Origin of the sequence: Jutongia huaianensis, assembly GCF_014384985.1 — a bacterium.
Lineage (GTDB): Bacteria > Bacillota > Clostridia > Lachnospirales > Lachnospiraceae > Jutongia > Jutongia huaianensis.
The window spans coordinates 88872-114282 of record NZ_JACRSX010000007.1; the positions used below are offsets into that span (position 1 = coordinate 88872).

Consider the following 25411-nt stretch of genomic DNA (forward strand, 5'->3'; position numbering starts at 1 on the left):
TAATGAATTTCCTGATACTCCTTCATTGCGATCTGCTTTTAACCCGTGCATCATTTAATTCGTACATATACAATGCTGAGTTTGGAATTTTTCGGACTTGGAACTGCATCAATCTCCAGAAAATCAAAGCTCCGGATCAGCTTACCAAGTTTGGAATAACCATAGTTTCTCGGATCAAAGCCCGGAATTCTTTTGGATAACTGGATTCCGATCTCAGACTGGTTGATCCATCCATCCTCATCTGACTTCAGATCAATGATATTAGCAATCTCATCCCCGAGCTCCTCCTTCGTCAGGAAGCTCTCTTCGGAACGGTCATCATAAAAATCATAGAAGCTGTCATCATAAGAATAAACCGGTACAGCTTCCTTTTTGGATTCCTTCTTTTGTTTCTTGCCGGACTGGCTGTTGCCGCCTCCTGCCGGCTTCTTTTTCTGTTGTTTTTTATTTTCATCCTCTGCCTTATATAACAGGTCCAGATACTTGAAGGTCTCACAGGCGGATACCAGAGAGATCGGTGTCTTTTTTTCTCCCATGCCGATCACCAGCATTCCGGCCTCCCTGAGACGATTGGCAAGCTTTGTAAAATCACTGTCCGACGTTACCAGACAAAAGCCCGTAACATTGCCGGTATACAAAATGTCCATGGCATCAATGATCATTGCTGAATCCGAGGCATTTTTGTTTTTGGTATAGTTGATCTGAAAGATTGGTGTTAATGCGTATTTACGCAGCTCATCCTTCCATGCCGAAGCACTCCCCTCCGAAAAATCAGCATATACTCTTTTATACGTGGGCGTACCAAATTCTATGACTTCATCTAATATCAACTTGATGTATTTGCGGGAAATATTCTCCCCGTCGATCAGTACTGCGATCTTATCCTGTTTCTGCATCCTTTATATTCCTTTCATTTTTTTCTTTTTGAACATTTCCTGATCTGCTCTGCTGAATACCTTATCATACTCCTCATCTCCCTCATCGGACCTCGCCACACCATATACGATCTCTACAGGAATGTCCGGTGATTCCTCCAGGGTTTTGTCTTTCATATGCTCCTCAAACTGCTGCAACAGCTCATCAAGCTTCATATAATCGCTTCCCTTGAGAACGGCAATAAACTCATCTCCGCTAATCCGAAAGATCGGACTATGGGAAAACTCTTTGCAGATTCCACGGCAGGCAGCCATCACTACGGCATCTCCATAGTTTCTTCCGTGATTCTTGTTCACCTTTGCAAGCCCCAGTACTGAGAATACCACAACCGCATATGGTTTCTTTTCATGCTCTTCCGCAAGGGATTTAATATATTCGAAATAATACATTTTATTTTTTACACCGGTAAGACCATCCCGGTACACAAGACCATTGATCTCCTTCACATAGGACTTCAGATTCTGTGCCATCTGCTGTATACTGTCTGTCAAAGTCTTTACTTCATCATTGGTATTACATTCAATATTAACATCCATATTACCATCCGCAATCTCTCTGGCTGCATGATCCAGCTCCTTTAAAGGTTGTACTATTTTTTTCGTCATATAGGTTGTAAAGATCAAATAACCTGCCAGAATGCCGCCGGTTACCAGCAAAATTGCGATCAGCAGATGATTTCTCGGCCGGTTTGTCTCCGCAACCGGAGCCAGAAGCACATATTTCATTCCATTGTTTAATGTCTGATATGTCATATGGGATTTTGCTCCCTGATAGGAAAAAGGAAGAAGCTTTCCTTTATTGGAATCTGCCTGTTTCAGGGTATTGTAAAAATGATCTGAGATATCAATGGTGCGGATCGTGCACTCATCATCCCCCGGTCTTCTGAAATAGACGAGACGCTGCTCCAGATCCACAAGATTGCCCCGTCCATTCTCATAGATGGCTCCCTCCTGTGCCAGATCCACCAGATAAGAAAAATCAACATCAATGCCCATAACACCTACCAGAATATCCCCCTTATAAAACGGAATGCCATAGGATATCATTTCCACGCCAACGGTCTCATTATAATAAGTACGTGTCCATGTCGGCTTTCCTGCTTTTGCAGGCTGATAATACCAGCATATCTTATCCTCATCTTTTTCTGTATATTTTGACAGATCCGTGACAGAAGTCTCCTGCAGTGTTCCCTTCAATCCGTTGCGCGACCAGAAAAATCCTGTCTTTGGATCTATCAGCTCCGGATCATAATGAAAGTATACCCCCAATGTGCCATCCGTGTGACCGGCAACATTCTCTGCCAGAGCACTTACCTTGTCCGTATACTTTTCGAGAAACTCATCATCCTGCAGCTCCTTCACCGAAGGCAGACGGCTTTGGGCGTAATTATAGATGATCGTGGCAGACTGCTTAATGGTGTCCAGCTGATTATCCATACGCAGAGTCTGCTCCTCACATACGGTATTAAGTGTCGTTTTCAGATTTTCTTTCCACTCATATCCCGCATACACCAGACATGTGCCGCCAAGCAATAGCGACATTGTCAATAGACCTGATATCATCAGGACTGTAAATTTTGTTTGAATTGATTTCATACTTTCTCCATTCTTTCGTGCTTAACCTTCTTTTATATCCAGTATATCACAAATTCGCAACCGTAAGATAATATCTCTATAAAACCCGGTTTAATTCCTCCGTACCTTCCAGTACAAACCTTCCTTTCTGAATTAACACAATCTCTCTGCCATCCCTGCAGTGAACAATAATATCTCCCAATTCATGATATGGGATCGTCACATCTGTATGACAGTTAAAATACGCTTTAGACGGCTCTGTATGACGCATTTCAGAAAAACGATTTTCTTTTGCCATCATCTGTTTGCCATCCGGATTATATGTCACAAGCTCCTCCTCATGAGAAAAACAGGTATCCCCAAAAGCAAAATGAGGTCCCGTCTTTTCTGCGATCAGAATCGGCAACAGATGGGATATACCATACTTCTGCCCCATAGCATATGCCGTGGTGTTTGTACCAATGGCAAACTCTCCCATTGGGAGCGTCGGATGCTGGAATAACAGATTTTCCTCAATATATGCTTTATTTTCCTGTTCTGTCCCAAAATTGGTACAGATATAATCAGTTACTGTACCATCCTTGATCTCCAGCGTTAAATTTTCATATTTCAGTTCATTCAGATATACTTCTGTCACATGAAGGGTTCCGTGGGTGCCCTCCAGCTTCGGGGAAGTAAACACCTCTCCCAGCGGAATATTTACATCTGCCAGACAGTTTTCAAAGTCCGTCTGATGCTCCGGATCCTCCAGCGGATGAAGTGCTACCGTCAGGCTGGTACGATTATCACCACGGCCTGTCACCGTCACATACTCTCCCTGATCCAGGGCATCGATCAATTTCTGCTGGATCACACCATACTGTGTACTGTCCAGTGTATTGACCCGCACTGTTTCATCAAATATCTCTCCATAATCCCTGCCAATCTCCGGAACCGGATAAGCAATGATCGTAAAACTGACCTGATCCCCCGGAATAAACTCATTGGACAAAAGAGAGGCTGCCGACTGGTATTCTAACTTCTGCTTTCTCTGCTTCTCCGTGTAAGCTGCCGACTCCTTTTTGGCCACAGGAACAAACGGATCCTCTCCAAACACCTCGATTACGGCCGGACCCGCAAATGCCGCTGCCTGCTCCCGGTACTCCTCATAAGCGCATCTCTGCTGTGCCAGCTTCCGGTCTGCCAGAGCTTTACCAAAGATCAATGCCTCATCAAAACGGTGGTCGTAATCATATTGCGGATTGGCTCCCCCGGAGCTATATCCTACCTTGATGCCCCTGCCATTACGATAGATCAGATTCCCCACTGCCCGGTACATCGTCGTCTCCAGTCCCATCCGGCGAAACTGTCTGACTGCCGCACGGATCATCCGTTCAAAGCCCAGACGATACCGGATATTTACAGTTTTTTTGCAGGACAGATCGATCCGGTAAAGTGCAAATCCGTTCCGATATCCTTCCGTATATGTGGATGCCATCTCCTCAATCCGGGCTTCCTCCATCTCCCCCAGATGACACGCCGTTCCAATCTCATTGTCACCAATATATTCTCCAAAATAATACAAATATCTCAGATCATCCAGATCCGCCGTCTCAATCAACGATCTGGCAAAGCAATGCTCCGGATCCAGCATCATCTCTATCCGGTCCGCAATCGTCATATCTGCATAATCGGATACATAATAATAAATCGCATTACGAACCTCATGGGGTTCACAGTTCTCATCCTCCATCAGATCGTATATTTCAATAAAAAGCTCCAGTCCGGTGACCAGAAAAAAAAGTCTTTTTTCAAAAACATATACCAGAATTTCCCGCAACTCCCCATATAAGGCACAGAGATATCTGCCAAACTCGTTTCCCAGCTTTTCTGCCGCATACGCAGGGTTCGCATAACTTGTATCATAATTCTCCGGAAGAATATCCTGATACAATTCCCGGTTCCGCTGCTGCAGCTCTTCCAGCGACAGCTCGTAAAAGCTCCCTGTATCAACTGCTTCATATGTGTCCATCATTTGTACCAGATAAGAGGACACCTTTGCAAAATAATCCCTCATCTGCTCCGGGACAACACACCCGCCTCCGTTTGTCTCCCATTTAATCCCCCGTACACGTTCTGCCGCCAGTTCATATCTCTCATGATAACGGCTTTTTTCTTCCTCTGCTTTCGGATAAATGATGTTCATATGACTCCTCACTTTATTATGTCTTCATTTGGTGTCTGTGAGCTACATGATCTCCATGATTTTCAGATCCTTTTCTTTTCGCAGATCAATAGCTTCTCCATCCACCATAACAACAGGTCTGGATAATGCATGTGCATTTACATAGATCAGCTTTCCTGTCCTGCCATCGGAAAGCTTTATCTTTTCACTGAGATAAGACTCAGCAATTCTGCGTAAAAATATCAATATATAACGGCTGTCATATTTTTGAAAGCCTTCCTCCTCAAAAATCTGTATCACGTCAAACGGACATGTCGGTCCACGGTATACCCGCGGAGATGTCATGGCATCATATACGTCCACAATTGAGACGATCTTGGCATACTCATCAATATGATGATCCACCAGTCCCAGAGGATATCCGCTGCCATCATTTCTTTCATGATGCTGAAGTGCCGTATAACGGATATGATAATCCAGCTTATTTTCTGTCAGAATTGCAAATCCATACTCCGTATGCTTTTTAATGATCTGATATTCCTCTTCACTGAGTCTCGCCGGCTTCTGAATGATTTCCAGAGGCACTCTGGTCTTCCCTATATCGTGAAGGATTCCCGCCACTGTCAAAATCTTTTTTTCTTCCTCATCAAATCCCAGCCAGTCTGCAAACACATTGCACAAAAGTCCCACATTCATGGAATGCGCATATGTACTATCATCATAATGTCTTAGATTCTGCACCATATCAAACGCATTGATGGAGTTGCCCGTATCCTTCAGCAGCATAACCACCTGTCTATATAATGCCTCGCAATCAATCTTTTGATTCTTCTCAATGACACAACTGAGCATATTTTGAAATCTCAGAATCTCAGTATCATAATTTTCCTGAAATTTCTGAAACTCCGGACTATTCTGAATCCGTTCGGAATAAGATGACCGATGATAGGAATTAGCCTCCTGGACACTTAAAACCTCCTCCTCGATCATAAACTGTGGTATTTCGAAACGATGCAGCTTTGTGATGGTTCTTTCATCTAACACCGTTCCTTTTTTTACAACGATCTGGTTGGCAAAGTTATACACGTCCTGTCCCAGGATCATCCCCGGACAAAGTCTCGCCTTATCCATCATCTGCATCTCATTTCACCACCTTTTTAAAAATAAACCCGCTTTACCGGAATATTTCGTCCGGTATTGCGGGCACCGTTTCCATCATCAATCCTTGTCAACGACTTCCATGTAGAAGCTGGAGTAATCTTTTCTCTGCTCCTTTGTCGCCGCGATCGCTGTCCGCGGATGCTGATTCAAATGACCTGTGATCATGTAAGGAATATCATATCCCCATATCGCCCCCTGTTCTTCCAGTGGAACCATATATTTCTCAACAAACTGCAGTACAGGGAAGAGCTGATATTTCGGATTCTTCAAAAAACCAAGGAGAAGCTCCATGGCACAATTACCGGCACCCCTTCCCATCCCCTTCATGGTAGCATCCAGATAAGAAACGCCATTAGTCAATGCCTCGATGGTATTGGCAAAGGCAAGCTGCTGGTTGTTATGCGCATGCATTCCTATGTACTTGCCATACTTCTCACCAATCTCCAGATACTGCTCGCTGATATTGCGGATCTGCTCCGGGAACAGAGAACCATAGCTGTCTACAATATAAATGCCATCGACCGGACTCTTTCCAAGCATATCCAGTGCACCCAAAATATCAGACTCCTTGGCATTGGAGATCGCCATAATGTTACATGTGGTCTCATATCCCTTGCGGTGTGCATCCTCGATCATGTCGATCGCTGCCGGCATGGTATTAACATAAGTGGCTACACGCACCAGATCAACCGGGCTCTCATCCTTCGGATGGATATCCTGTTTATAATTACATCTTCCCACATCTGCCATAATGGAAATCTTCAGATCGGTATCGTTGTCCCCGACAATGGCACGAATGTCATCATCATCACAAAATTTCCATTTGCCAAACTTGTCCACATCAAACATGTCCTTGTCTGCTCTATAACCAAACTCCATATAATCTACTCCGGCCTTCACATTGACCTTATACAGAGCCTTAATAAACTCATCTGAAAAATAAAAATCATTTACCAGTCCACCATCTCGAATTGTTGCATCCAGAACCTTAATGTCCGGACGAAAAGATAATAAATCTCCCTTTTGTGCCATAACTTCTTTCCTCCGTTTTGAATTCTTTGTTTCCACGATATATTATACATAATATTGGCATCTTTTACAATCCCTTTAACTTGATGGGAATTAAAAAGTTTATTTTGCCTATACACGAAAAAGAAAAATGCTGTGGTTATCCGGCATTTGCCAGACAACCACAGCATTTTGTATGAATCACTCCATCCGGTCCGGTGTATCCACACCCCACGGAATGACATTTGACCTGTTAATGTGCCAGAATGATCTTCTTCGGACACTTCTCAGCACACTTACCACAGCCGGTACATTTGCTCTGATCAATATGTGCCACATTGTTCTCTACTGTCACAGCACCGGACTCACATTGTCTTGCGCAGAGTCCGCAGCCAATACATCCTGTGTCACAGACTGCCATAACCTTCGGTCCCTTGTCCTGATTAGAACATGCCACTCCGTAGGAAGCGTCGTACGGAACCATCTCGATCAGATGATTTGGACACTCCTCGGCACATTTACCGCAAGCTACACATTTCTCTTTATCAACCACAGCAACACCATTTACTACATGGATCGCATCGAACTGACACGCTGCCACACAGGAACCAAATCCCATACATCCAAAGGAGCATGCCTTGTCGCCGCGTCCTGGAATCGCTGCGGCTCTCTTACAGTCAGAGATACCGTAATAATTTGCCTTGAGCCCTGCTTTATCGCAGGTACCGTTACATTTTACAAAGGCTACCATTTTTACTGCCTCACCGGCATCGACACCCATAACGGCTCCGATCTTCTCAGCGACTGCTGCGCCGCCCACCGGGCAGGCATTTACCGGAGCTTCTCCTGCTGCGATCGCCTTTGCAAGGGCGTCACAGCCTGCATAACCACAGCCACCACAGTTATTGCCCGGAAGGAACTCCCGGACCTCGATCTCCTTCTCGTCTACCGGCACTGCCAGCTTAATTCCCGCAAATCCCAGAAGAAGACCAATCAGAATACCGATAACTCCAACTAAAATCGCTGCATGTATAATACCAGTTACCATTTCGTCTCCTCCTTTCTATACCAGACCTGCGAAACCGCAGAATGCAATCGCCATCAGACTTGCTGTAACAAGAACGATCGGTGTACCCTGAAATGACTTCGGCACATCATTATGCTCATTGCGCTCACGGATGCTTGCCATGATCGTGATAGCAACCAGGAATCCAAGAGCGGTAAACAGACCTCTTACCACACTGTAAAGGAAACCAATCCCAAAGCTCTCACCGGCGTAATCTGTAACATTGTTTAATGCAACACCAAGCACAGCACAGTTGGTAGTGATCAGTGGAAGATACACACCAAGGGATGCATGAAGTGCCGGCATAAATTTCTTGAGAACCATCTCAATAAACTGAACCAGTGCTGCAATGATCAGGATAAATGCGATCGTCTCCAGATATGCAAGACCGGTTGGCTCTAATATAAAATAATAAATCGGATATGTTATTGCTGATGCAATCGTAATTACAAATGTAACAGCGGCTCCCATGCCCACGGCTGTCTCCACCTTTTTGGATACGCCGAGAAATGGACAGATACCAAGGAACTGGCTTAATACGACGTTGCTGACCAGCATTGATGATATTATGATCACAAATAATTCGCCCACTGCCATCAATCCTCCTTCCCGTCAGAAGCGGCTTCTTTCGCTTTGGCCTCAGCCTCCGCTTTTGCCTTTGCTTCTTTTGCGGCCTTCGCTTTTGCCGCGGCCTCTGCTTTTGCCTTTGCAGCAGCTGCTTTCTCTGCCGCTCTCTCAGCTTCCACAAGTCCTTTGTTTGCAACACTGCAGTTTCCTACACAGGATGCGCAATTGCCGCCACAGGCGATATTGCTGTCTGCATTGTCCACATTGGTAGCAGATGGCATTTTCAGCTTGTTCTGGATCGCTGTCAGGAAGGACAGCACCAGAAATGCACCCGGAGCCAGTACAAAGAATGTAATGTGATAATCATCCGGAATAAACTGATGACCGAAAATAGCACCGGCACCGAGAATCTCGCGGCAGATACCGATACAGGTCAGACCAAAGGTAAATCCAAGTCCCATACCAAGACCATCAAATGCGGAAGGAAGTAACGGGTTCTTGGATGCATATGCCTCTGCACGGCCAAGGATGATACAGTTTACAACGATCAGTGGGATATAAACTCCCAATGCTTTATTTAATGATGGCAGATACGCCTGCAGCAAAAGCTGTATCAATGTAACAAAGGTTGCTACAATAACGATAAATGCAGGGATTCTTACCTTATCCGGAATCACCTTTCTAAGCAGAGAGATGAATACATTGGACAGGATGAGTACTGCCGTTGTGGTCAGACCCATGCCAAGACCATTGATAGCAGATGACGTAACCGCCAGGGTCGGACACATACCGAGCATCATCACGAAGGTAGGATTCTCGGTGATAATGCCGTTCTTTAAACGTTCCGTACAAGAATTCATAATCCATTCCTCCTATTCTGATAATGATGCGATAAAGTCTAATGCACCGTTGACTGCTCTTGTGACAGCACGGCTGGTAATGGTAGCACCACTGATAGCATTGACGGTACCGTTATCGGTGCTGCCGGAACCATCCTTTACTACGGAAAGTCCGCTGTCACCCTTTGCCATACCTACATACTGCTCATTCCATGATGTGGAACTGTTCTGTCCCAGACCGGGTGTTTCATTGGAGCAGTCTGTCACACGGATACCTACGATATTGCCATCCTTGTCTACACCAAGTGCCAGAGTAACTGCGCCGCCATAACCTTTACCGGAGCAGGTTACTACATAACCGGCATCGGCACCGTCCTTCTGAGCCTTCATAACCTCAGAGATCTCCACGTCGCTCAGGGTCTCTCCCATCGCGTCTGCCTTTACCTCGCCGTTTGCCAGCTTCTCATTATACTTTGCAAGTGCATCATCAATGCCCTTGTCATCTACAAAATCTGCACCTTCAAAAACAGCTGCATATGCCTCTGCCTTTGTCTTCTCATTCTGCTGCTCGATCGGCTTCTTCGTCACGGTATAAACGCCGCCCAGAAGAATTCCCGCGATCAGTGTGATCAGTGTCAGTGCAATGGTATCATGGATCAGAGTATTTTCTGATTTCTTTTTTTCTTCTTTATTTGCCATCCTTGATGCCCTCCTTTCCAAACGGAACAGGAATTGTCACCTTCTCGATCAATGGCACCATCAGGTTACTGATAATGATCGCATAGGATACACCTTCTGCAGATGCTCCGAAGATACGGAAGATACCGGTCAGAACACCTAACAGAATACCAAACACGATCTGTCCCTTCGGTGTGATCGGGCTGGTTACATAATCGGTCGCCATAAAGAATGCACCGAGCATCAGTCCGCCACCACAGAACTCTGCTGCCAGATACATCAGGTTGAAACCGTGTCCGCCAAAGATCAGATAAAATACAGCGAAGGTTGCCAGATAGCATACCGGAATACGCCAGCTGATCACCTTACGGATCAGAAGATATGCTGCACCGATCAGAAGACAGAGTGCAGAGGTCTCACCAATGGTGCCGCCTGTAGTTCCCAGAAACATTTTTAATACCTGGGCCCAGTCCAGATTCATAGAGCCATCCTTGATCATTGCCAGAGGAGTTGCTCCACTGATGGCATCTAACTGCTTGCCTGACAGGTATTTGAGTCCTACTGCCTTATCATAGGCAAAGGAAGTCATCTGTCCTGCGAAGGAGATCATCAGGAAACATCTTGCACCAAGTGCAGGGTTCATAAAGTTCTGTCCCAGCCCGCCAAAAAGCTGCTTGACGATGATAATGGCAAATACACTACCAATGATCGCCATCCAGATCGGGAACTTGGAACTTAAGTTTAATGCCAGGAAAAGTCCTGTCAGAGCAGCACTTCCATCACTGACTGTCAGAGGAAGTCCCATTGCCTTCTGCCATATGTACTCGGAAAGAACACATGACGCCATACATACCACGATCAGTACCAGAGCACGGATACCGAAATTGAAAATTCCGAACAGAGCCGCCGGTGCCAGAGCAAGAAGCACATCATACATGATGGATTTTGTAGAGGTCTTGCTTCGAACATGTGGTGATGATGAAATATTCAATAAATTACTCACGATGCTACACCTCCTATTTCTTTCTTCTCTGGGCTGCCACATACTGGCGTGCCTGCTTAAAGGTCTGTGTCAGAGGACGTTTTGCCGGACATACAAAGGTACAGCTTCCACACTCATAACACTCCATACCGTTTAACTTCACAAAAGTATCGTAATCATTATGCATTGCTGCCTGTGCCATCATCTGTGGCATCAAGTTGCCCGGACATGCCTCCACACATCGTCCGCAGCGGATACATGGGGTTGGCTCATATTCTGCCACCTCATCCTTTGTCAATGCCAGAATAGACGATGATGTCTTGGTGACAGGAACATTCAGATCAAAGAATGCAAATCCCATCATCGGACCACCGGAAATGATCTTGACCGGCTCTGTCTTAAAGCCGTCTCCCTCCGGAACAAGATCTGCGTGATTGCAGCCTAAGCGCACCTCCACATTGACCGGTGTATTGAATGCATCACCTGTCAGTGTGAGAACACCCTGGATCAGAGGTGTCTGCCTGCATACGGCGCGGTAGATCGCAATGACCGTCGAAACATTATCTACGATACATCCGGCATCTGCCGGCAGCTTCGCTGAATAGATCTTGCGGCCTGTCGCTGCATAGATCAGTGTACGCTCACCACCCTGAGGATACTTCGTCTTTAACGGCAGTACCTCCATACGATCCTCATTCTTTACAGCCTCCTGCATCTTGGCAATAGCATCCGGCTTATTGTCCTCGATACAGATGACACCCTTTGCATTATCGAAAAGCTTCAGCATAACCTTCAGACCACCTACGATCTGGTCTGTATACTCAAGCATCTGACGATAATCGGATGTCAGATACGGCTCACACTCTGCACCATTTACCAGAATGTAATCAATCTTATCCGGCTCCTTTGGTGCAAGCTTTACATTGGTCGGGAATCCCGCACCACCCATACCTACGACACCCGCCTCCTTGACAATGTCACGGATCTCGTCTTTGGACAGCTTCGTATAATCCCGTTCCTCTCCAAGCCCTTCAATTCCTTTGTACTCCTCGTCGTTCTCAATAACGACACATGTTGCTTTGGAACCATTTAGAAGCATTCTCGGCTCTACCGCCTTAACAGTTCCTGAAACTGAACTGCAGATATTGGCAGAAATAAAGCCACTGGCTTCGCCAATCTTTTGTCCAACCAGTACCTTGTCGCCCTTCTCCACAATAGGAGTCGCAGGCGCACCGATGTGCTGTGCCATAGGAAATACATATTCTCCCGGCAGATTTACCTGTTTGATCGGCAGATCTTTAGACAGCTCTTTTCCCTCGTAAGGATGTACACCCCCACGAAATGTTGCGTTACTCATTCCGGTTCCCCTTTCTTTGATTTATTTTGTCGTGCCTGTTGATATCATTTATCATTTCCCTCACATATGCCTATTACAATCTATTCTTTTGGGACTGAATTCAGCCACAACAATTCACTCCTTATTGTATCATTCGTATGACAAAAGTCAACATTTTCACGGAGTTTTCGTATGTTTTTACCAAAAAATCCTATTTTTTTCCATTGATAATCTCTATCAATGACCATTCTTCTTTGCACTCCTTTTCCACTGCATAAAAAAGGCAAAACCAGCGTTTTGCCCTCCAAGAATTGCTGCGCAATTCTCGTTGGCTTCCCTCTACGCTGCGAGCATTTTCCTATACACTAAAAAAGTGCCATACATAATGTACAGCACTCTGCATGTTTAAGCTGATAACGGGAATCGAACCCGTGACCTCCGCCTTACCAAGGCGACGCTCTACCGACTGAGCCATATCAGCAGTCAACATGCGATATTATATAATATTTTTTACGAAAATGCAAGCAGTTTTTTATTTTATATATATCTATTTTTTATCCTGCAAAATCCGTCTGATTCCTTTTCCTTATCAGACCTGATACAGGTTAAATACCCCGATCAGCTCTTTCAGCTTAGCTGCCTGAGCCGCCAGCTCCTCACTGCTTGCAGAGCTTTCCTCTGCCATAGCCGTATTTTCCTGAACAACGGCTGCGATCTGGTCTGCTGCCAGTAAAAGCTGACTTAATGCATCTGCCTGATTTTCGGATGCCTCTGTGATCTTTCCGATATTTTCTACCAGATCGTTTGTCCTTCCGGCTGCTGTCACCAGCTTGCCGGCCGCCTCATCTACCAGCGTCTTTCCCTGTTCCACTGCCCGGATCGTATTGGCGATCAGTTCGGTAGAATTTCTCGCTGCCTCCGCACTCTGGGTTGCCAGCTCTCCTACCTGGGTAGCAACAACAGCGAAGCCCTTTCCGGCCTCACCTGCACGGGCTGCCTCGATAGAGGCATTTAACGCCAGAAGATTTGTCTGGCTTGCGATATCATCAATACTGCTGATAATGGAATTGATCTGCATAGAAGTGTTATTGATAACCTCCATAGCCTCAACCACCTGCTGCATGCTTGTGTTGGTATTGGTAATCTCGTCACCAACATTCTGTGCCATTTCATTGGCTTTCCTGGCATGCTCCGCATTCTGTCCGACCTCTTCGGATACATTGGAGATTGTAGCCTGAAGCTCCTCAACAGAGCTTGCCTGGTCCGTCGCTCCCTCCGTCAATGACTGCGCTCCCTCAGAGATGTTCTCCGCATTGGCTGCCACCTGCTCCGATACAATATTGATCTCTGACAGGGTATTGGAAAGATCGCTGACTACTGCAAGCAGAGACTGCTTAATGCTCTCAAAGTCCCCCGGATATTCTACGGCCGGTGCAATCGCAAAGTCATTGTCTGCCATCTGCTGCAGCACATCCTGCAAGTCGTGGATAATGCCCCTCAGGGTCCCTGCCGCATCAGAAAACGCCTCAGAAAGCTTTCCGATCTCATCCTCCGACTCAGCCCGGATCTCAATATTAAAATCACCGCTACAAAGCTGCCGGGAAGCATCCACTACCTTTTCAATCGGCTTAATGTGCTTAAAGAGCTGCTTGCTGGCCATCGTGACAATTACAAGGATCGAAATAATCGAAATAATCACCATGATCACCACAAGCTTCACGGTATTTTTGTTCAGGTCACTACGATTTAATACACTCACAGCCCACCAGGTCTGTTCCCCCGCCGTGATCGGAGTATAGAACCGGGATACATAGGAACCGTTGTCTCTTCTGGTGTTTACATTAAAACTCTTACCGGTATCAATTCCTTTTTGAATCTTTACATACTGCTTTGTATCCAGGATCTCGGTAAGCTTCTTGCCATAATAAGCATCTTCATCCTCACTGTCATAAACAAAGGTACTGTCATCGGTAAAGATATCTACATACATAGACGGATACTTGTCCGTATCGCACTCCAGCCGGGAGAAGTTATTAATATTGATATCAACAACGATTACTCCCTGCACCTTGTCATTATAAATGATCGGATAGCTTGCAGTGATCATTTTTACGCCATTGTCCGTATACGGATTGGTAAAATATGCTTTCTTAGTCTCTATCGCTTTTTTGTAATAATCATTATTACTGTAATCCGCATATGCTCCGTAACTACGACAAGTCTTTGCCTTGGCGTCATTCTCGTTGATATATAAGGAATAATCCTTTACAGCAGGGTCAAAGGCCCCCTGCTCAAAGAAAACTCCGATACCGAAAATATCATCGCTGTCTGCCACAGTAGACCATGCCGTATTCAGAACGTAATTTTCAATCTCCTTATTCATGAGCTGAAGTTTCACCTTGTACAACACACTCTGATCCGTCTCTCCGGAATAGCCATTCTTTGCGTAATCATCATATTCCGACTCAATAAAAGTCTGCATACCGGATGCGGCATTGGATGCAGTATCAATCACCTTTTGAACAGTCAGACCATTATTTTTCGCAATTTCTTCGAATTCACCCCTGATACTGCTACTCAGAAATACTCCACTCATAGATGCACTGATCACAACCATTACCAGCATACACATAATCACCACATTACCAATAGCATACGAGGTCTTTCTGGCAAGACTTCCCCTGGATCCGTTTTTCAGTTTCTTTTTCAATTTTTTCAATATTTTCATACACACCCTCCTATCCGGTGGTTTCTCCATCACTGTCAGGCTGCGGCCTTTCCCTCGTCTGGCAGATTGGTATAACGTTAATAAGTGCTTATCATTTAAAGCATATCACTTTATTCCTATTAACGCAAATTATATTATATACATTTATCCAAAAAAAGGGCAAAACCAGCGTTTTGCCCTCCAAGAATTGCTTCGCAATTCTCGTTGGCTTCCCTCTACGCTACGAGCATTTTCCTATACACTAAAAAGCAAAAGCCACCACCCAAACCGGTGGTGACTCTTGCTTTACACGTTAACCGTGTTATTATTTAAATTTTTTGTATCCGCTCTTCTTCAAGAGTTTTACATTTGCCTTACGAACCTTCGCAGATGCACCCTTTACCTTGATCTTCTTCTTGCATCCCTTGAAAGCGCCCTTGGACACCTTCTTAAGTTTTGCCGGAACGGTCAGGGTCTTCAGTTTCTTACAATTTGCAAATGCTGCAGAAGGAATTTTGTTGATATTTTTATTCAACGTTACAGAAGTTGCTTTCGCTCCCTTAAATGCTTTCGCTCCGATTCCTGTAACCCGATACTTGATCTTCTTATTCTTAACAGAAGATGCAACGGAAAGCTTCTTTGCCTTTACGCCCTTCTTCGTAAGACCTACAACTGATACAGCCCCCTGGCTTGCAGTTGTTGCTCTCTTTGTTACTTTATACTTATAATTACCTGCCGTAAATGTCTTATTTACCTTCAGACCAACCTTCTTAACAGCGGCCGGTGTTGTAATGCTTGAGGAAGAAGGAACCTTTGCAGCAGCTTCTGCTGCTTTACGAGCTGCCTCCTCGGCTGCCTTGCGTGCTGCTTCTTCTGCGGCTTTACGCGCTTCCTCTGCCTTACGCGCTGCTTCCTCTGCCTCTTCCTGCTGGATTGTCTTGTCTGTCTGAGGATTAACATAGGTCTTGTCTGCAATATCCTTTAATGCCTGATCCAGACCGGTTACTGTAAAGGTCATGCTGATGCTCTTTTTTGGCATCTTCAGTTTACCTCTGTTATTTCTGGCTGCCATAGGATATTTTGTTTCATCATCCTTATCACCATCCCATGTATTGATTGCCACGAAAGTATAATATCTGTCATCTGCCTTATGATACAGATCGATCGGATCCGGATTTGGATTATTTGGAGACTTCATTACATTTTCTCCATCTACTGTGATCGTTGTATTGGTAATTTTTACTCCCGGATATTTCTCCACCAGCAGATCCATTGCCAATCCGAGCATCTGATACTTCACACCGCTTAAAGCAGCTCCTTCCAGAGAAACAGTATACTCTCCATCCTTCGTCAGAAGAACATCTGTTACCTTCGTTGAGTCTGCAGCCTCCTTGCCGGATGCCACAATATATTCATAGCTTTTATTCTTTCCTGCTTTTGAGAATGGCAGGTAGTTGTTACGATAATCCCAGTTTGATGTCTGATAGTACAGATATGCATGGATTCCGGTGGTATTCCACAGATCCTGATCGATATATGCACCAATCTTATGATTGTCCTTAGACTCGTTTGGATCCGGCTTTCCTCCTGAAATGCTTGTCATGCTGGCATCACCTTTAGTTCCATTGATGGTATTGTAGAAATCGGCAATATCTTTATAATACATTGCCGGTGCCACTCCGTCTGCTTCTGAGCCACGCTCGAAATATGCACCTGTATCCCACAGAACCGGAACAGCACTGATCTTCTGCGCTTCTGTAAATGTATCATGCAGCCACTGGGTTACACTTGACTCAACACCTGCCGGATTACAGATACCACATTCACCGATAATGATACCATATCCCTGATCTGTAAACTTCTTAAGAGTCTGGAAATATTTTGCGGTATTTTCCTGATCTGCCACAGTATATGTACCTGTACCACCATCACCACAGAAATCCCATGGAGTATAATAATGAACAGAAAGGAACAGCTTAGATGTGCCGTTCTCCTCAATATCTGTCGGCATTACATAACGATTACCAACCTCTTTGGTAACACCGTTTTCATCTTTGACCTTCTGTACTTTATCAACTGTTTTGGTGATATCGGTATTGTAACCAGGGATCAGAAGATGTCTGTTTTTGTTGTTGCCACCGCTGTTACGGATAATATCAACAAACTTCTGGTTGATCTTATTAACCGTCTCATACAGCTCATCCTCTGTCATATAACCGGCAAGAGCCTGCTCTGTAGAATCATTTCCAACCGCATAGCCACTCTTACCGATTGCATCAATCAGACGATCACCGAGCTCCTCGTTTGCACCCTCAAAGATCAGGTGGTCAGAGTATCCTTTAAAACGCTCTGCGATCTGTGTCCAGTATGCCTCATATCTTGCCCATGCTTTTGCACGCAGCTCTTCATCCGGGACAGGAACATCCTCGCCATCTGCATTCTTTTCTGTCACATATTCCTTAACCTGATCACCGTCCTCATCTACGATTTCCCGATACTTGCAGGCACCAAACTGTCCCCACCACTGATTGTCCCAGTGATCGTTGATAACGACATACATACCATTGTTCAAAGCATAGTTGACAATCTCTTCCACACGTCCAAGGTACTCATCTTTAATCGTATAAGTACCATCATCAATATCTGCATTGGACCATGCAACCGGAATACGCAGTGTATTGATACCATAAGAATGTACTTTATCGATATAAGCCTGTGTCGTGATCGGCTGTTTCCAGACAGTCTCACAATCCTTCGATGTCACGTCCTTGTCATACTTGGTCTTGTTTCCCGTTTCTGTCTTCTCTAACGGCATAACAGCCTCCATCGTATTACCAAGGTTAATACCAACACCCATCTCCTTGTTGGCCAGATCCTGTGAAGACAGCTCCGTACGCATAGATCCGTTATCCTTTACTGTCATCACTGTGCCGGTGCCTTTGATCGTCACCGTACGGTCCTTACCAATATTAGACTTGTCATTCCAGGTTTCTCTCAGTGTAATGTTATCCGGTGTCAACACATCCGTTAAAACCGTCTTGCCATCAGCTGCTTTTACGCTTGTAACGTCAAACGAACCGGCACTAAAGCTGCTGACTACCATCGAAAAACTCATACATGCTGCAAGAATTCCTTTTAGATTTTTTTTCTTCAATGTTTTTCCTCCTTTTGAGTTAATTATTTGATCCTCTCTCCCAAAGAATCATTTGCATTTGAATATGCACATTTAATTATACACAAATTTTTTATATTTTTCAAACACTTTGTTAGTAATTCTCACCATTAAAAATAGAGGAGATTTGTAGTAAAAATTCAACATGTTACAAAAATAATTACTAAACTCCTCTATTTCTAATACAATTATTATATTTTCAAATACGATTATTCAACTTTACTAATATTGCGTAACATTATCTGATGTCACCTGCTCAAACGGAACCCATACATAAAGTCCGTTCTTCTCCGCACCAGACAGAGAGGTAATACTTTCTCCTGCTGCCAGCTTCTGCGCCGCCAGAACAGCTTCCTCTCCCTGCCCCTTTGCCGGCTGGAAGATGGTACATGCCATTTTCCCCTTTTTGATGAGGTCAAGACCGTCTGCCGTTGCATCAACGCCCAGCACCGGGAGCTTGGACAGATCCAGCTTCTCCTGTTCTGCCGCCTGTACCACACCAACCGCCATGGAATCGTTGTTACAAATGACGGCGTCCACATCCTGTCCTGTCCGCAAAAACTGACGGAACATTTTGGCTGCCGTATCCGTGGACCAGTCTGCATAATCCTCATAAACATAATTGATGGTTTTGCCGGAAGCCTCCAGGGCAGCCTTATTCGCCCTGGTACGTCCCTTCGTTGCCGAATGGGTGCTTTCCCCCTTGAAAATAGCGATATTCAGGGTGTCCTTAGAAGCATACTGATCCAACACATATTTGGCCTGCAGTTCTCCTGCAACTGCCTCATCCGATCCCACATAAACATACTGATCCTTCTGAAGATATTCCTCCTCCGGAGCACTGTTGATAAACACAATCGGCTTGTCCCCTGCAAGAGCCTCCATCTGCTGGGCTGTTCCTGCATCGCACAAGGCACAGATGATGACATCGGCATCCTTTGCCTCTTTGATCTGGTTCATCTGGGTCTCAGAGGAGCCCTTGGCATCCTTTACCTCCAGCGTTATCCCCTTCTCCTCTGCTGCTTTCCCGGCTGCGTCTGCCAGATTTGCACGGAAAGTATCCGATCCGTCTGAAACCGTCAGCATAATATTTATCTTTCCACCAGAGGATTTCCCTTTGCCGGAAGATTTGGAACATCCTGCTGCCAGCAGACAGCACAATGTCAACAAACATATGATTAATGATGCTTTCTTTTTCACAACTGTCACCCCCTATATCTGAAAACGACTCATCTGCTCTGCCAGCTTCTCCGATGTCTGTGTCAACACCTTGGCACTTCCTGCCACCTGTTCACTCTGGCCGGCCAGCTTGTTCGCCTGCTCAACCATCACCTCGGAAGTCTCACTGATCACCGCCGTAGAGGCCGCCTGCTCCTCAGAAATCGCAGAAACATCCATTGCTACATTATTTACAGTCTGGATCTGGGTGATCATACTGTTGATTCCATTGTCCACATCCTGTACACAGGTGTAAATCTCTTCAAAGGTCTCCTGTGCCACCTTGATCCGGCCACCGCTCTCGTTGATGTTCTCCACGCTGACATCTGCCTGTTTCACTGCTGCGTCCACCAGATTATCTACCTCATTGATCAGCTTGGCAATATCATCAACAGAGGATGCCGTGTTTTGTGCCAGCTTACTGATCTCTGTCGCAACCACAGAGAAGCCTCTGCCTGCTTCCCCGGCCCTCGCTGCTTCAATGGACGCATTAAGGGATAAAAGAGAAGTCTCCTCGGAAATATTGGCGATCAATCCGGTAATACCCGTAATCTCTTTGGAAGCCTCTCCCACTTTGCTGATTGCTTCTACAAGCTGTGCGATAGAATTTCGGATCTCCTCCATGGCATTCTGTACCCGTTCCATATCACTGCGTCCTTTGCGTGATATATCCACTGTCGCATTGATCTGCTCCTTGACCTTCTCGCTGTCACTGGTGGTATCCGCCACAACTCCGCTGAGATTCGTAGCACTTTCCGCAATCTCATTGATGGAATCTGAAATCTGATCTACCGTCTCACTAAGAGATGCCATTGACGTTGCCTGGGAATTCGATGCATCCTGCATACTTACAGAAACGACGCTGCTGTTGTCCGCCTGATTCTGAATATCATTTGTCACATTATTGATATCGCAGATCATTTCCCGCATATTCTCTGTAAATACTTTCACACTGTGCTGGATCTCTGCAATTTCATCCGATCCCTTCGCCTCAATCTGAATCGTAAAATCACCGTCAGACATTGCTTTGATCTTCCGGCTGAGTACCTTCAGCGGCTTCACCGTGAAAGATACATTCAGGGTATTTAACAATACAAAGACCAACAGACAGATTATTGCTACCACGATCAGAGTATTCCGCAGATTGTCCACTTCAGAAGTAATCAGTGACTTTGGAACATAGGATACCAGAACCCAGTCTGTCCCGGAGATTTCACGGGTTACTACAACTTTATCTCCAATCGTAGAAACAGAATCATCATCCTTTTGGAGCTTGGCGGCAACCTTTTTCAAAAAGCTGTCCGACGCCTCATTGACCGATGTAGAAACCAGCTCACTGTCACGGGATGTAAGAATATCGCCATTCCCCTGATCCACAAGCAACGACTCCGCCCCCTGCATGGATACACTGGAGTTTACTATGATATTAACCGAATCCAGAGAAAGACTTGTCGCCAGTACCCGGACATCATCGGGATCATCCAGCATGCCACAGGCACTGATCATCATATTGCCCTCGCTGTCCTCATACGCCTGGGTATAACCGGGGTTCATCCGGGTAAGACCCTCCTTATACCAGATCTGCTCCGTTGCCCCGTCATATTTCGTCTGATTCTCGGATGCCTGCATCACATTTCCCTTCGTGTCAGCAATATAAAAGCCGCCCACAAAGGCACTGTCCAGTCCATAATAATCATTCAGCTTACGCTGAAGCTGCTTCTGATCCTTAATAGCCCCTGAGCGTTCCAGGTCATACTTCACCGTCTTGACCTCGTCCAGCTTACGGTTCAGCCATGCTTCGATCTGGCTGCTCTGATCCTTTGCCGATGTGCTCAAAAGGCTCTGGGAGGAGGCCATAATATCAGCCTCCGACACATTATAAGCAATCGCGATCATTACAATCACCATAATGATCGTAACCGGAAGGGATACCCCCAATATCTTCGCCCGCAGTCCCAGCCGCAAACTCCTTCTTCGTTTATGATCTTTTTTCATTATGTACATCACTCCTCCTTTACATTATGATAAAATCATTATAGTATACTTATTATTATACTAAGAAACGCCATTTTTCTCAACCATGATCAACCAAAAAAACGAAGACTTCTTCACAAAGTCTCCGCTTTTATCATATATCTGCACATGACGAAGGTTCGAAGAAATTCTTAATATGAGTCTTTAGGACTCATATTTATCCCCCTGAAGCTGTCAGTCCATCTTAATATCCGCCTTTACGTCCCGTATATCTCCTGTCTCCGTATCCGTAAGCTGTACCATCCACTGTTTTTTATGATCCGGATTCTCATAAAAAGCTGAAATTTTCTCGCCCTGACGCAACGATACATGGCCTGTCTTCTCTCCTGCATAATTCCGGATCACTCCATTCTCCGAAATATACATGGAGTCCTCCCAGATAATCCCCTGCATTTTCCGGACAAATCTACGTTCTTTGCAATCATAGATAAAACAGGTTTCCTCCCCTTCTTTCATTCTGCAGTATACCGCCACACAAGCATTCATCATTTTGCACGATATGATAGATTCTACCCCCGCATCCTGTTTCCGCATATCATATGTTTTGTCATAAATATAAAATTTGGTTTTATCTTTTCCTGACCCCCTTTGAAACTGGTCCGCCGGAAAGCTGGTCCGTCCCACGGCATTCCCCAGTCCGTCATACCACGTGTCCTCATTCCAGCGAAAAATTCGCATCCCCGGATAATAACGCATCTGAGCACGGTTTCCCCAAATATATGTCAGCTCATACGTCACATAATACGTCCGGAACGCCTTTTGGGACCATAACTCATCCTCCGAATTATCCGGATCCGGCTTCTTCCGTCTCTGGTAATATGTTTCGTCCAGCCACTCACTCACCTGCTTAAGCTGCCATTCATCCAGTGTTCTGGTTCCAAACGCCTCAAATCCATCCATATGATAAGTGGCCCGGATAGAATACACCCCTTTTGTAAAATTCAGAATCTCCCCACTTCCGGCGCATTTCTTGTCTGATGTTTCAATAAAGAACGGATACATGTCCTTCTTTTTCGACTGTTCCGTCCGGTATGTATCATACAAAACCTCGTATGCTTCCCCCGTATTCGGATCAATCGCATCTGTATCATATGGAATATAAGAGATCATCCTGTGACCGCTCTCATATGTTTCCGGAGCTGAAATCCCCGTATCCAGCTTGTACGTCTGCTTTTTCTGACATTTTACTCCCACATCCGTCAGATATGCTTTATGTCCCTTATAATACCAGCATAGTTTCTCCGGTCCATAATTTGCCTCCATGACCGCTTTCGGAGAATCAAAATATGTTAAAAGCTTTTGACACAGCTGTTTTTGCTTTGTGGTCTTACTGATCGCCATAACACTGCGCCGGTAAGTCTGATCCGAAAGATGGATATCCCCGATCAAGCCCTGATGCTGCGCCAAAAGATAGTCCGGATTTGTGGAATTTTCCCAAATAACAATATCTGCTGATTTTAACTGCTCATCTATGTTCTTTGCATAATCATATGCCATAATATACAACTTCACACCAAACCGCTCCCGCAGGATATCTCCATACCATCCCCCCTGCATCTCACCGGGGGCCGGAACCTCTCCGAGCATATCAAGCACCCGGATCACCGGCAGCCCGTCAGACTCCTTCTGATCATTTCCCTTTTGTTCTTCTGCTGCCCCGGTTGTCTCCGGGCTTGTTTTCCCGGTGTCCTTTCCCGAATTTACAGCATTGGTCAGGCCAAAGATTCCTACTGCCAGTATCACAACTACTGCCACTGCTCCGATCCATTTTGCATGCTTATGAAATTTCATGACATGCTTTACTCTCCTCCGGGTATCCGTCTCCCCAAAGGTCAGCATCCCCAGCCCCGGATTTCTCCGGTTCGTCGCAAACTGCAATAAAGACTCGCTATAGACTGCCCGGATATCCTCCGGACTATTCTGCAAAACATACTCATCGCAGCTCATTTCCATATCCCGGATCATCAAAAAATAAGACAGCCACACCAGAGGCTGGAACCAGTATACACTGCAGAGCAGAAATGCCGCCGCCTTCACCAGATTGTCCCGTCGGCGGATGTGATACTTTTCATGGTTGATGATATAATCCTTCTCCTGTTCCCCCAGACGGAAGGGAATATAAATCCTCGGTGAAAGCAGTCCCATCACAAACGGAGACGGTATCGCATCGCATTCATATACATTGTCCTGCATACGGACTGCAGTCGCAACCCTCCCCTTCATCCTGAGATACAGGATAATATTTACAAACAGGATTACACACAAAACTACCAGCCAGAGATATGCCGCTCCGTATAATATCCTCCGAAGCAGCACCGGAGAGAATGCTTCCGTTTGGTTTGGAGATGTTTCCTCTGCCATATCACCGGACATATTATCGTAGATATTTTCCGATTCTTTGTCTGTATTTTTAACGGATTCATTCTGGGAAGCGGTCTGTAATTTTGCTGATGAATCAGTAGAACCCATCTGATCAGCCTGTCCGTCATTTGGTACAGTATCTGTCTGAGCTTTGTTTTGATCATCCGAAGTACTCTTTTTCTGAGATGATTTTTTGCCGGTCATCCTGACATTTTGCCATGAGACTCCCGTATACTTCTCCAGAGACTGCTCCATCCGGTCTGAGTTCTGCGGAAGCAGATTATATACACTGAATGGTGATGCAATTTTTACAGGGCATACCAGCTGTATCCCCACAATGATCCACAGAAGATACGCATATTTCTTCGGCGCTTTCCCCAATAACATTCTCGCCAGAAGAACCAGTGCAATCACGACGGAAGCATCAATCCCCATCTGTAAGATCCCCATAAATAACCGAAATACCATACGCCTCCCCCTATCTGTTTGTTTTATCCCATATCAGATTATGCTGCTGACATTTTATAACTGCCACGCATAACGCTTTGTAATCTCGCATAGAAACATATGAAAGTCTTTCCTTTTTATGTTGCAAGTTTACAATCATAAACCTTGCGTTTAGTTTACAATAATAGACCTGTATTGTCAAGAAAAACCTGTGTATAAATTTTCTATCATTTATCCGTACAATATTTGAAGCTTGCTGATAAAATCCTCAATAATAAAGCGTGAATTGATCGATGTGTATACTCTGATCTGCGGACTGTTCTCCGGATAGCGATAAGAGGTATCCTCCTGTACCTCCGGTGCTTTGCAGTACATAAAGCTGCCGCAATTTGGTTCCAGGGTCACTCCCACCGCCGGGGAGTCTCCAAGCGACCAGCTCTCTCCCGCCGACCACGAGGCGTTTTCTGTTTCATAAAATGATATGAGATTTTCGTACAATAATCTGCCGATCTCGCCATAAGGAGCGATCCGTCGTTGTATTTCTCCAAAACCGATATGCATGGTTCCGTAAACATTGTTGGGAATCAGCCATATATCTCCTCCACAGTGAAGCACTGTATTGGCCGCCTCCACATCATTTCCAAAGTTAAATTCCCATCCCGGCTTCTCACAACCAATGGGATTCCCTCCAATGCATACTACTGTCATCCTGTCCACAATTTCAGACTTTGCCCGGATGGCTTCCGCCACATTAGTCACTGCCCCAATACATAAGACAAACAGTGGCTTGTCATCCTCCTTCATGGCCTCCCCGACGATAAACTGCGCTGCCTCTGTCATGGGTTCCCCCTGATGCTCTGACATTTTGCCGGTCTGTCCCCGAAGCACCGGCACATCTGCCCCCATTGCCTCTGTTACACGACAGATCATCTCATAGCTCTGTTCCATGCTTCCCTCTGCTACAAAATGTTCCGCACATATTCCCTTGACCTCAAGCATTTTACTCATCAATGCCTGTGCGATCGCAAAAGGATCATCCGCCTCACAGGCGGCATCCGTATCAATGATCACTCGTCTTTTACGGTATTCCTGCACATGATAATGCAGGGAAGCTTTTCTCTGTTCCAGTGTAATTTTACCTGATGACATTTCCTACTCCTT

At 45.4% G+C, this 25411-nt stretch carries 17 protein-coding genes and 1 tRNA gene; all 18 read right to left on the minus strand.

Annotated features, from left to right (window positions below; genetic code table 11):
- Positions 1-50: 50 nt before the first annotated feature.
- Positions 51-896, minus strand: coding sequence for an NYN domain-containing protein (locus H8704_RS07440; protein WP_022463598.1), 846 nt, complete (start codon positions 894-896; stop codon positions 51-53).
- A gap of 3 nt (positions 897-899) precedes the next feature.
- Positions 900-2477, minus strand: coding sequence for a sensor domain-containing diguanylate cyclase (locus H8704_RS07445; protein WP_249297845.1), 1578 nt, complete (start codon positions 2475-2477; stop codon positions 900-902).
- Positions 2478-2607: 130 nt separating this feature from the next.
- On the minus strand, positions 2608-4695 hold the full coding sequence (locus H8704_RS07450; protein ID WP_249297846.1) for an aminopeptidase: 2088 nt from the start codon (positions 4693-4695) through the stop codon (positions 2608-2610).
- Positions 4696-4737: 42 nt separating this feature from the next.
- The gene (locus H8704_RS07455; protein ID WP_118677244.1) at positions 4738-5814 is read right to left on the minus strand and encodes an HD-GYP domain-containing protein; all 1077 of its coding nucleotides are present in this window, start codon (positions 5812-5814) and stop codon (positions 4738-4740) included.
- A gap of 78 nt (positions 5815-5892) precedes the next feature.
- The gene (locus H8704_RS07460) at positions 5893-6867 is read right to left on the minus strand and encodes an aldolase catalytic domain-containing protein (RefSeq protein ID WP_022463602.1); all 975 of its coding nucleotides are present in this window, start codon (positions 6865-6867) and stop codon (positions 5893-5895) included.
- 229 nt (positions 6868-7096) lie between these two features.
- Positions 7097-7891, minus strand: coding sequence for an RnfABCDGE type electron transport complex subunit B (locus H8704_RS07465; RefSeq protein ID WP_022463603.1), 795 nt, complete (start codon positions 7889-7891; stop codon positions 7097-7099).
- A gap of 15 nt (positions 7892-7906) precedes the next feature.
- Positions 7907-8506: an electron transport complex protein RnfA gene (locus tag H8704_RS07470; protein WP_022463604.1), complete on the minus strand. Its 600-nt coding sequence runs from the start codon at positions 8504-8506 to the stop codon at positions 7907-7909.
- Entirely contained in the window at positions 8506-9336 is an 831-nt protein-coding gene (gene rsxE / locus H8704_RS07475; protein WP_249297847.1) for an electron transport complex subunit RsxE, read from the minus strand. The genes H8704_RS07470 and rsxE overlap by 1 nt, the downstream gene beginning before the upstream one ends.
- Before the next feature lie 12 nt (positions 9337-9348).
- Entirely contained in the window at positions 9349-10014 is a 666-nt protein-coding gene (locus tag H8704_RS07480; protein ID WP_022463606.1) for an RnfABCDGE type electron transport complex subunit G, read from the minus strand.
- Positions 10004-10996 (minus strand): RnfABCDGE type electron transport complex subunit D, encoded by a 993-nt coding sequence (locus H8704_RS07485; RefSeq protein ID WP_178658997.1) that lies wholly within the window; start codon positions 10994-10996, stop codon positions 10004-10006. The genes H8704_RS07480 and H8704_RS07485 overlap by 11 nt, the downstream gene beginning before the upstream one ends.
- A 13-nt stretch (positions 10997-11009) precedes the next feature.
- Positions 11010-12332, minus strand: a complete 1323-nt coding sequence (gene rsxC / locus H8704_RS07490) for an electron transport complex subunit RsxC (RefSeq protein ID WP_022463608.1) — start codon at positions 12330-12332, stop codon at positions 11010-11012.
- A gap of 387 nt (positions 12333-12719) precedes the next feature.
- Positions 12720-12792, minus strand: a tRNA-Thr gene (locus tag H8704_RS07495).
- A 108-nt stretch (positions 12793-12900) separates the two neighbouring features.
- Positions 12901-15039 (minus strand): methyl-accepting chemotaxis protein, encoded by a 2139-nt coding sequence (locus tag H8704_RS07500; protein ID WP_249297848.1) that lies wholly within the window; start codon positions 15037-15039, stop codon positions 12901-12903.
- A 304-nt stretch (positions 15040-15343) separates the two neighbouring features.
- The gene (locus H8704_RS07505; protein ID WP_249297849.1) at positions 15344-18172 is read right to left on the minus strand and encodes a cellulase family glycosylhydrolase; all 2829 of its coding nucleotides are present in this window, start codon (positions 18170-18172) and stop codon (positions 15344-15346) included.
- A 240-nt stretch (positions 18173-18412) separates the two neighbouring features.
- Positions 18413-19390, minus strand: a complete 978-nt coding sequence (locus H8704_RS07510; RefSeq protein ID WP_249297850.1) for a substrate-binding domain-containing protein — start codon at positions 19388-19390, stop codon at positions 18413-18415.
- A 12-nt stretch (positions 19391-19402) separates the two neighbouring features.
- Positions 19403-21403 carry a methyl-accepting chemotaxis protein gene (locus H8704_RS07515; protein WP_249297851.1) on the minus strand — a complete coding sequence of 667 codons (2001 nt, stop codon included), beginning with the start codon at positions 21401-21403 and terminating at the stop codon, positions 19403-19405.
- A gap of 213 nt (positions 21404-21616) precedes the next feature.
- Positions 21617-24271 (minus strand): M56 family metallopeptidase, encoded by a 2655-nt coding sequence (locus H8704_RS07520; protein ID WP_249297852.1) that lies wholly within the window; start codon positions 24269-24271, stop codon positions 21617-21619.
- Positions 24272-24481: 210 nt separating this feature from the next.
- Positions 24482-25399: a nucleoside hydrolase gene (locus H8704_RS07525; RefSeq protein WP_249297853.1), complete on the minus strand. Its 918-nt coding sequence runs from the start codon at positions 25397-25399 to the stop codon at positions 24482-24484.
- Positions 25400-25411: the final 12 nt, after the last annotated feature.

Coding starts and splice junctions, on each gene's coding strand:
- H8704_RS07440 (WP_022463598.1), bottom strand. CDS start 896: ATGCAGAAACAGGATAAGATCGCAGTACTGATCGACGGGGAGAATATT.
- H8704_RS07445 (WP_249297845.1), bottom strand. CDS start 2,477: ATGTCGCTATTGCTTGGCGGCACATGTCTGGTGTATGCGGGATATGAG.
- H8704_RS07450 (WP_249297846.1), bottom strand. CDS start 4,695: ATGAACATCATTTATCCGAAAGCAGAGGAAGAAAAAAGCCGTTATCAT.
- H8704_RS07455 (WP_118677244.1), bottom strand. CDS start 5,814: ATGCAGATGATGGATAAGGCGAGACTTTGTCCGGGGATGATCCTGGGA.
- H8704_RS07460 (WP_022463602.1), bottom strand. CDS start 6,867: ATGGCACAAAAGGGAGATTTATTATCTTTTCGTCCGGACATTAAGGTT.
- H8704_RS07465 (WP_022463603.1), bottom strand. CDS start 7,891: ATGGTAACTGGTATTATACATGCAGCGATTTTAGTTGGAGTTATCGGT.
- H8704_RS07470 (WP_022463604.1), bottom strand. CDS start 8,506: ATGGCAGTGGGCGAATTATTTGTGATCATAATATCATCAATGCTGGTC.
- rsxE (WP_249297847.1), bottom strand. CDS start 9,336: ATGAATTCTTGTACGGAACGTTTAAAGAACGGCATTATCACCGAGAAT.
- H8704_RS07480 (WP_022463606.1), bottom strand. CDS start 10,014: ATGGCAAATAAAGAAGAAAAAAAGAAATCAGAAAATACTCTGATCCAT.
- rsxC (WP_022463608.1), bottom strand. CDS start 12,332: ATGAGTAACGCAACATTTCGTGGGGGTGTACATCCTTACGAGGGAAAA.
- H8704_RS07500 (WP_249297848.1), bottom strand. CDS start 15,039: ATGAAAATATTGAAAAAATTGAAAAAGAAACTGAAAAACGGATCCAGG.
- H8704_RS07515 (WP_249297851.1), bottom strand. CDS start 21,403: ATGAAAAAAGATCATAAACGAAGAAGGAGTTTGCGGCTGGGACTGCGG.
- H8704_RS07520 (WP_249297852.1), bottom strand. CDS start 24,271: ATGGTATTTCGGTTATTTATGGGGATCTTACAGATGGGGATTGATGCT.
- H8704_RS07525 (WP_249297853.1), bottom strand. CDS start 25,399: ATGTCATCAGGTAAAATTACACTGGAACAGAGAAAAGCTTCCCTGCAT.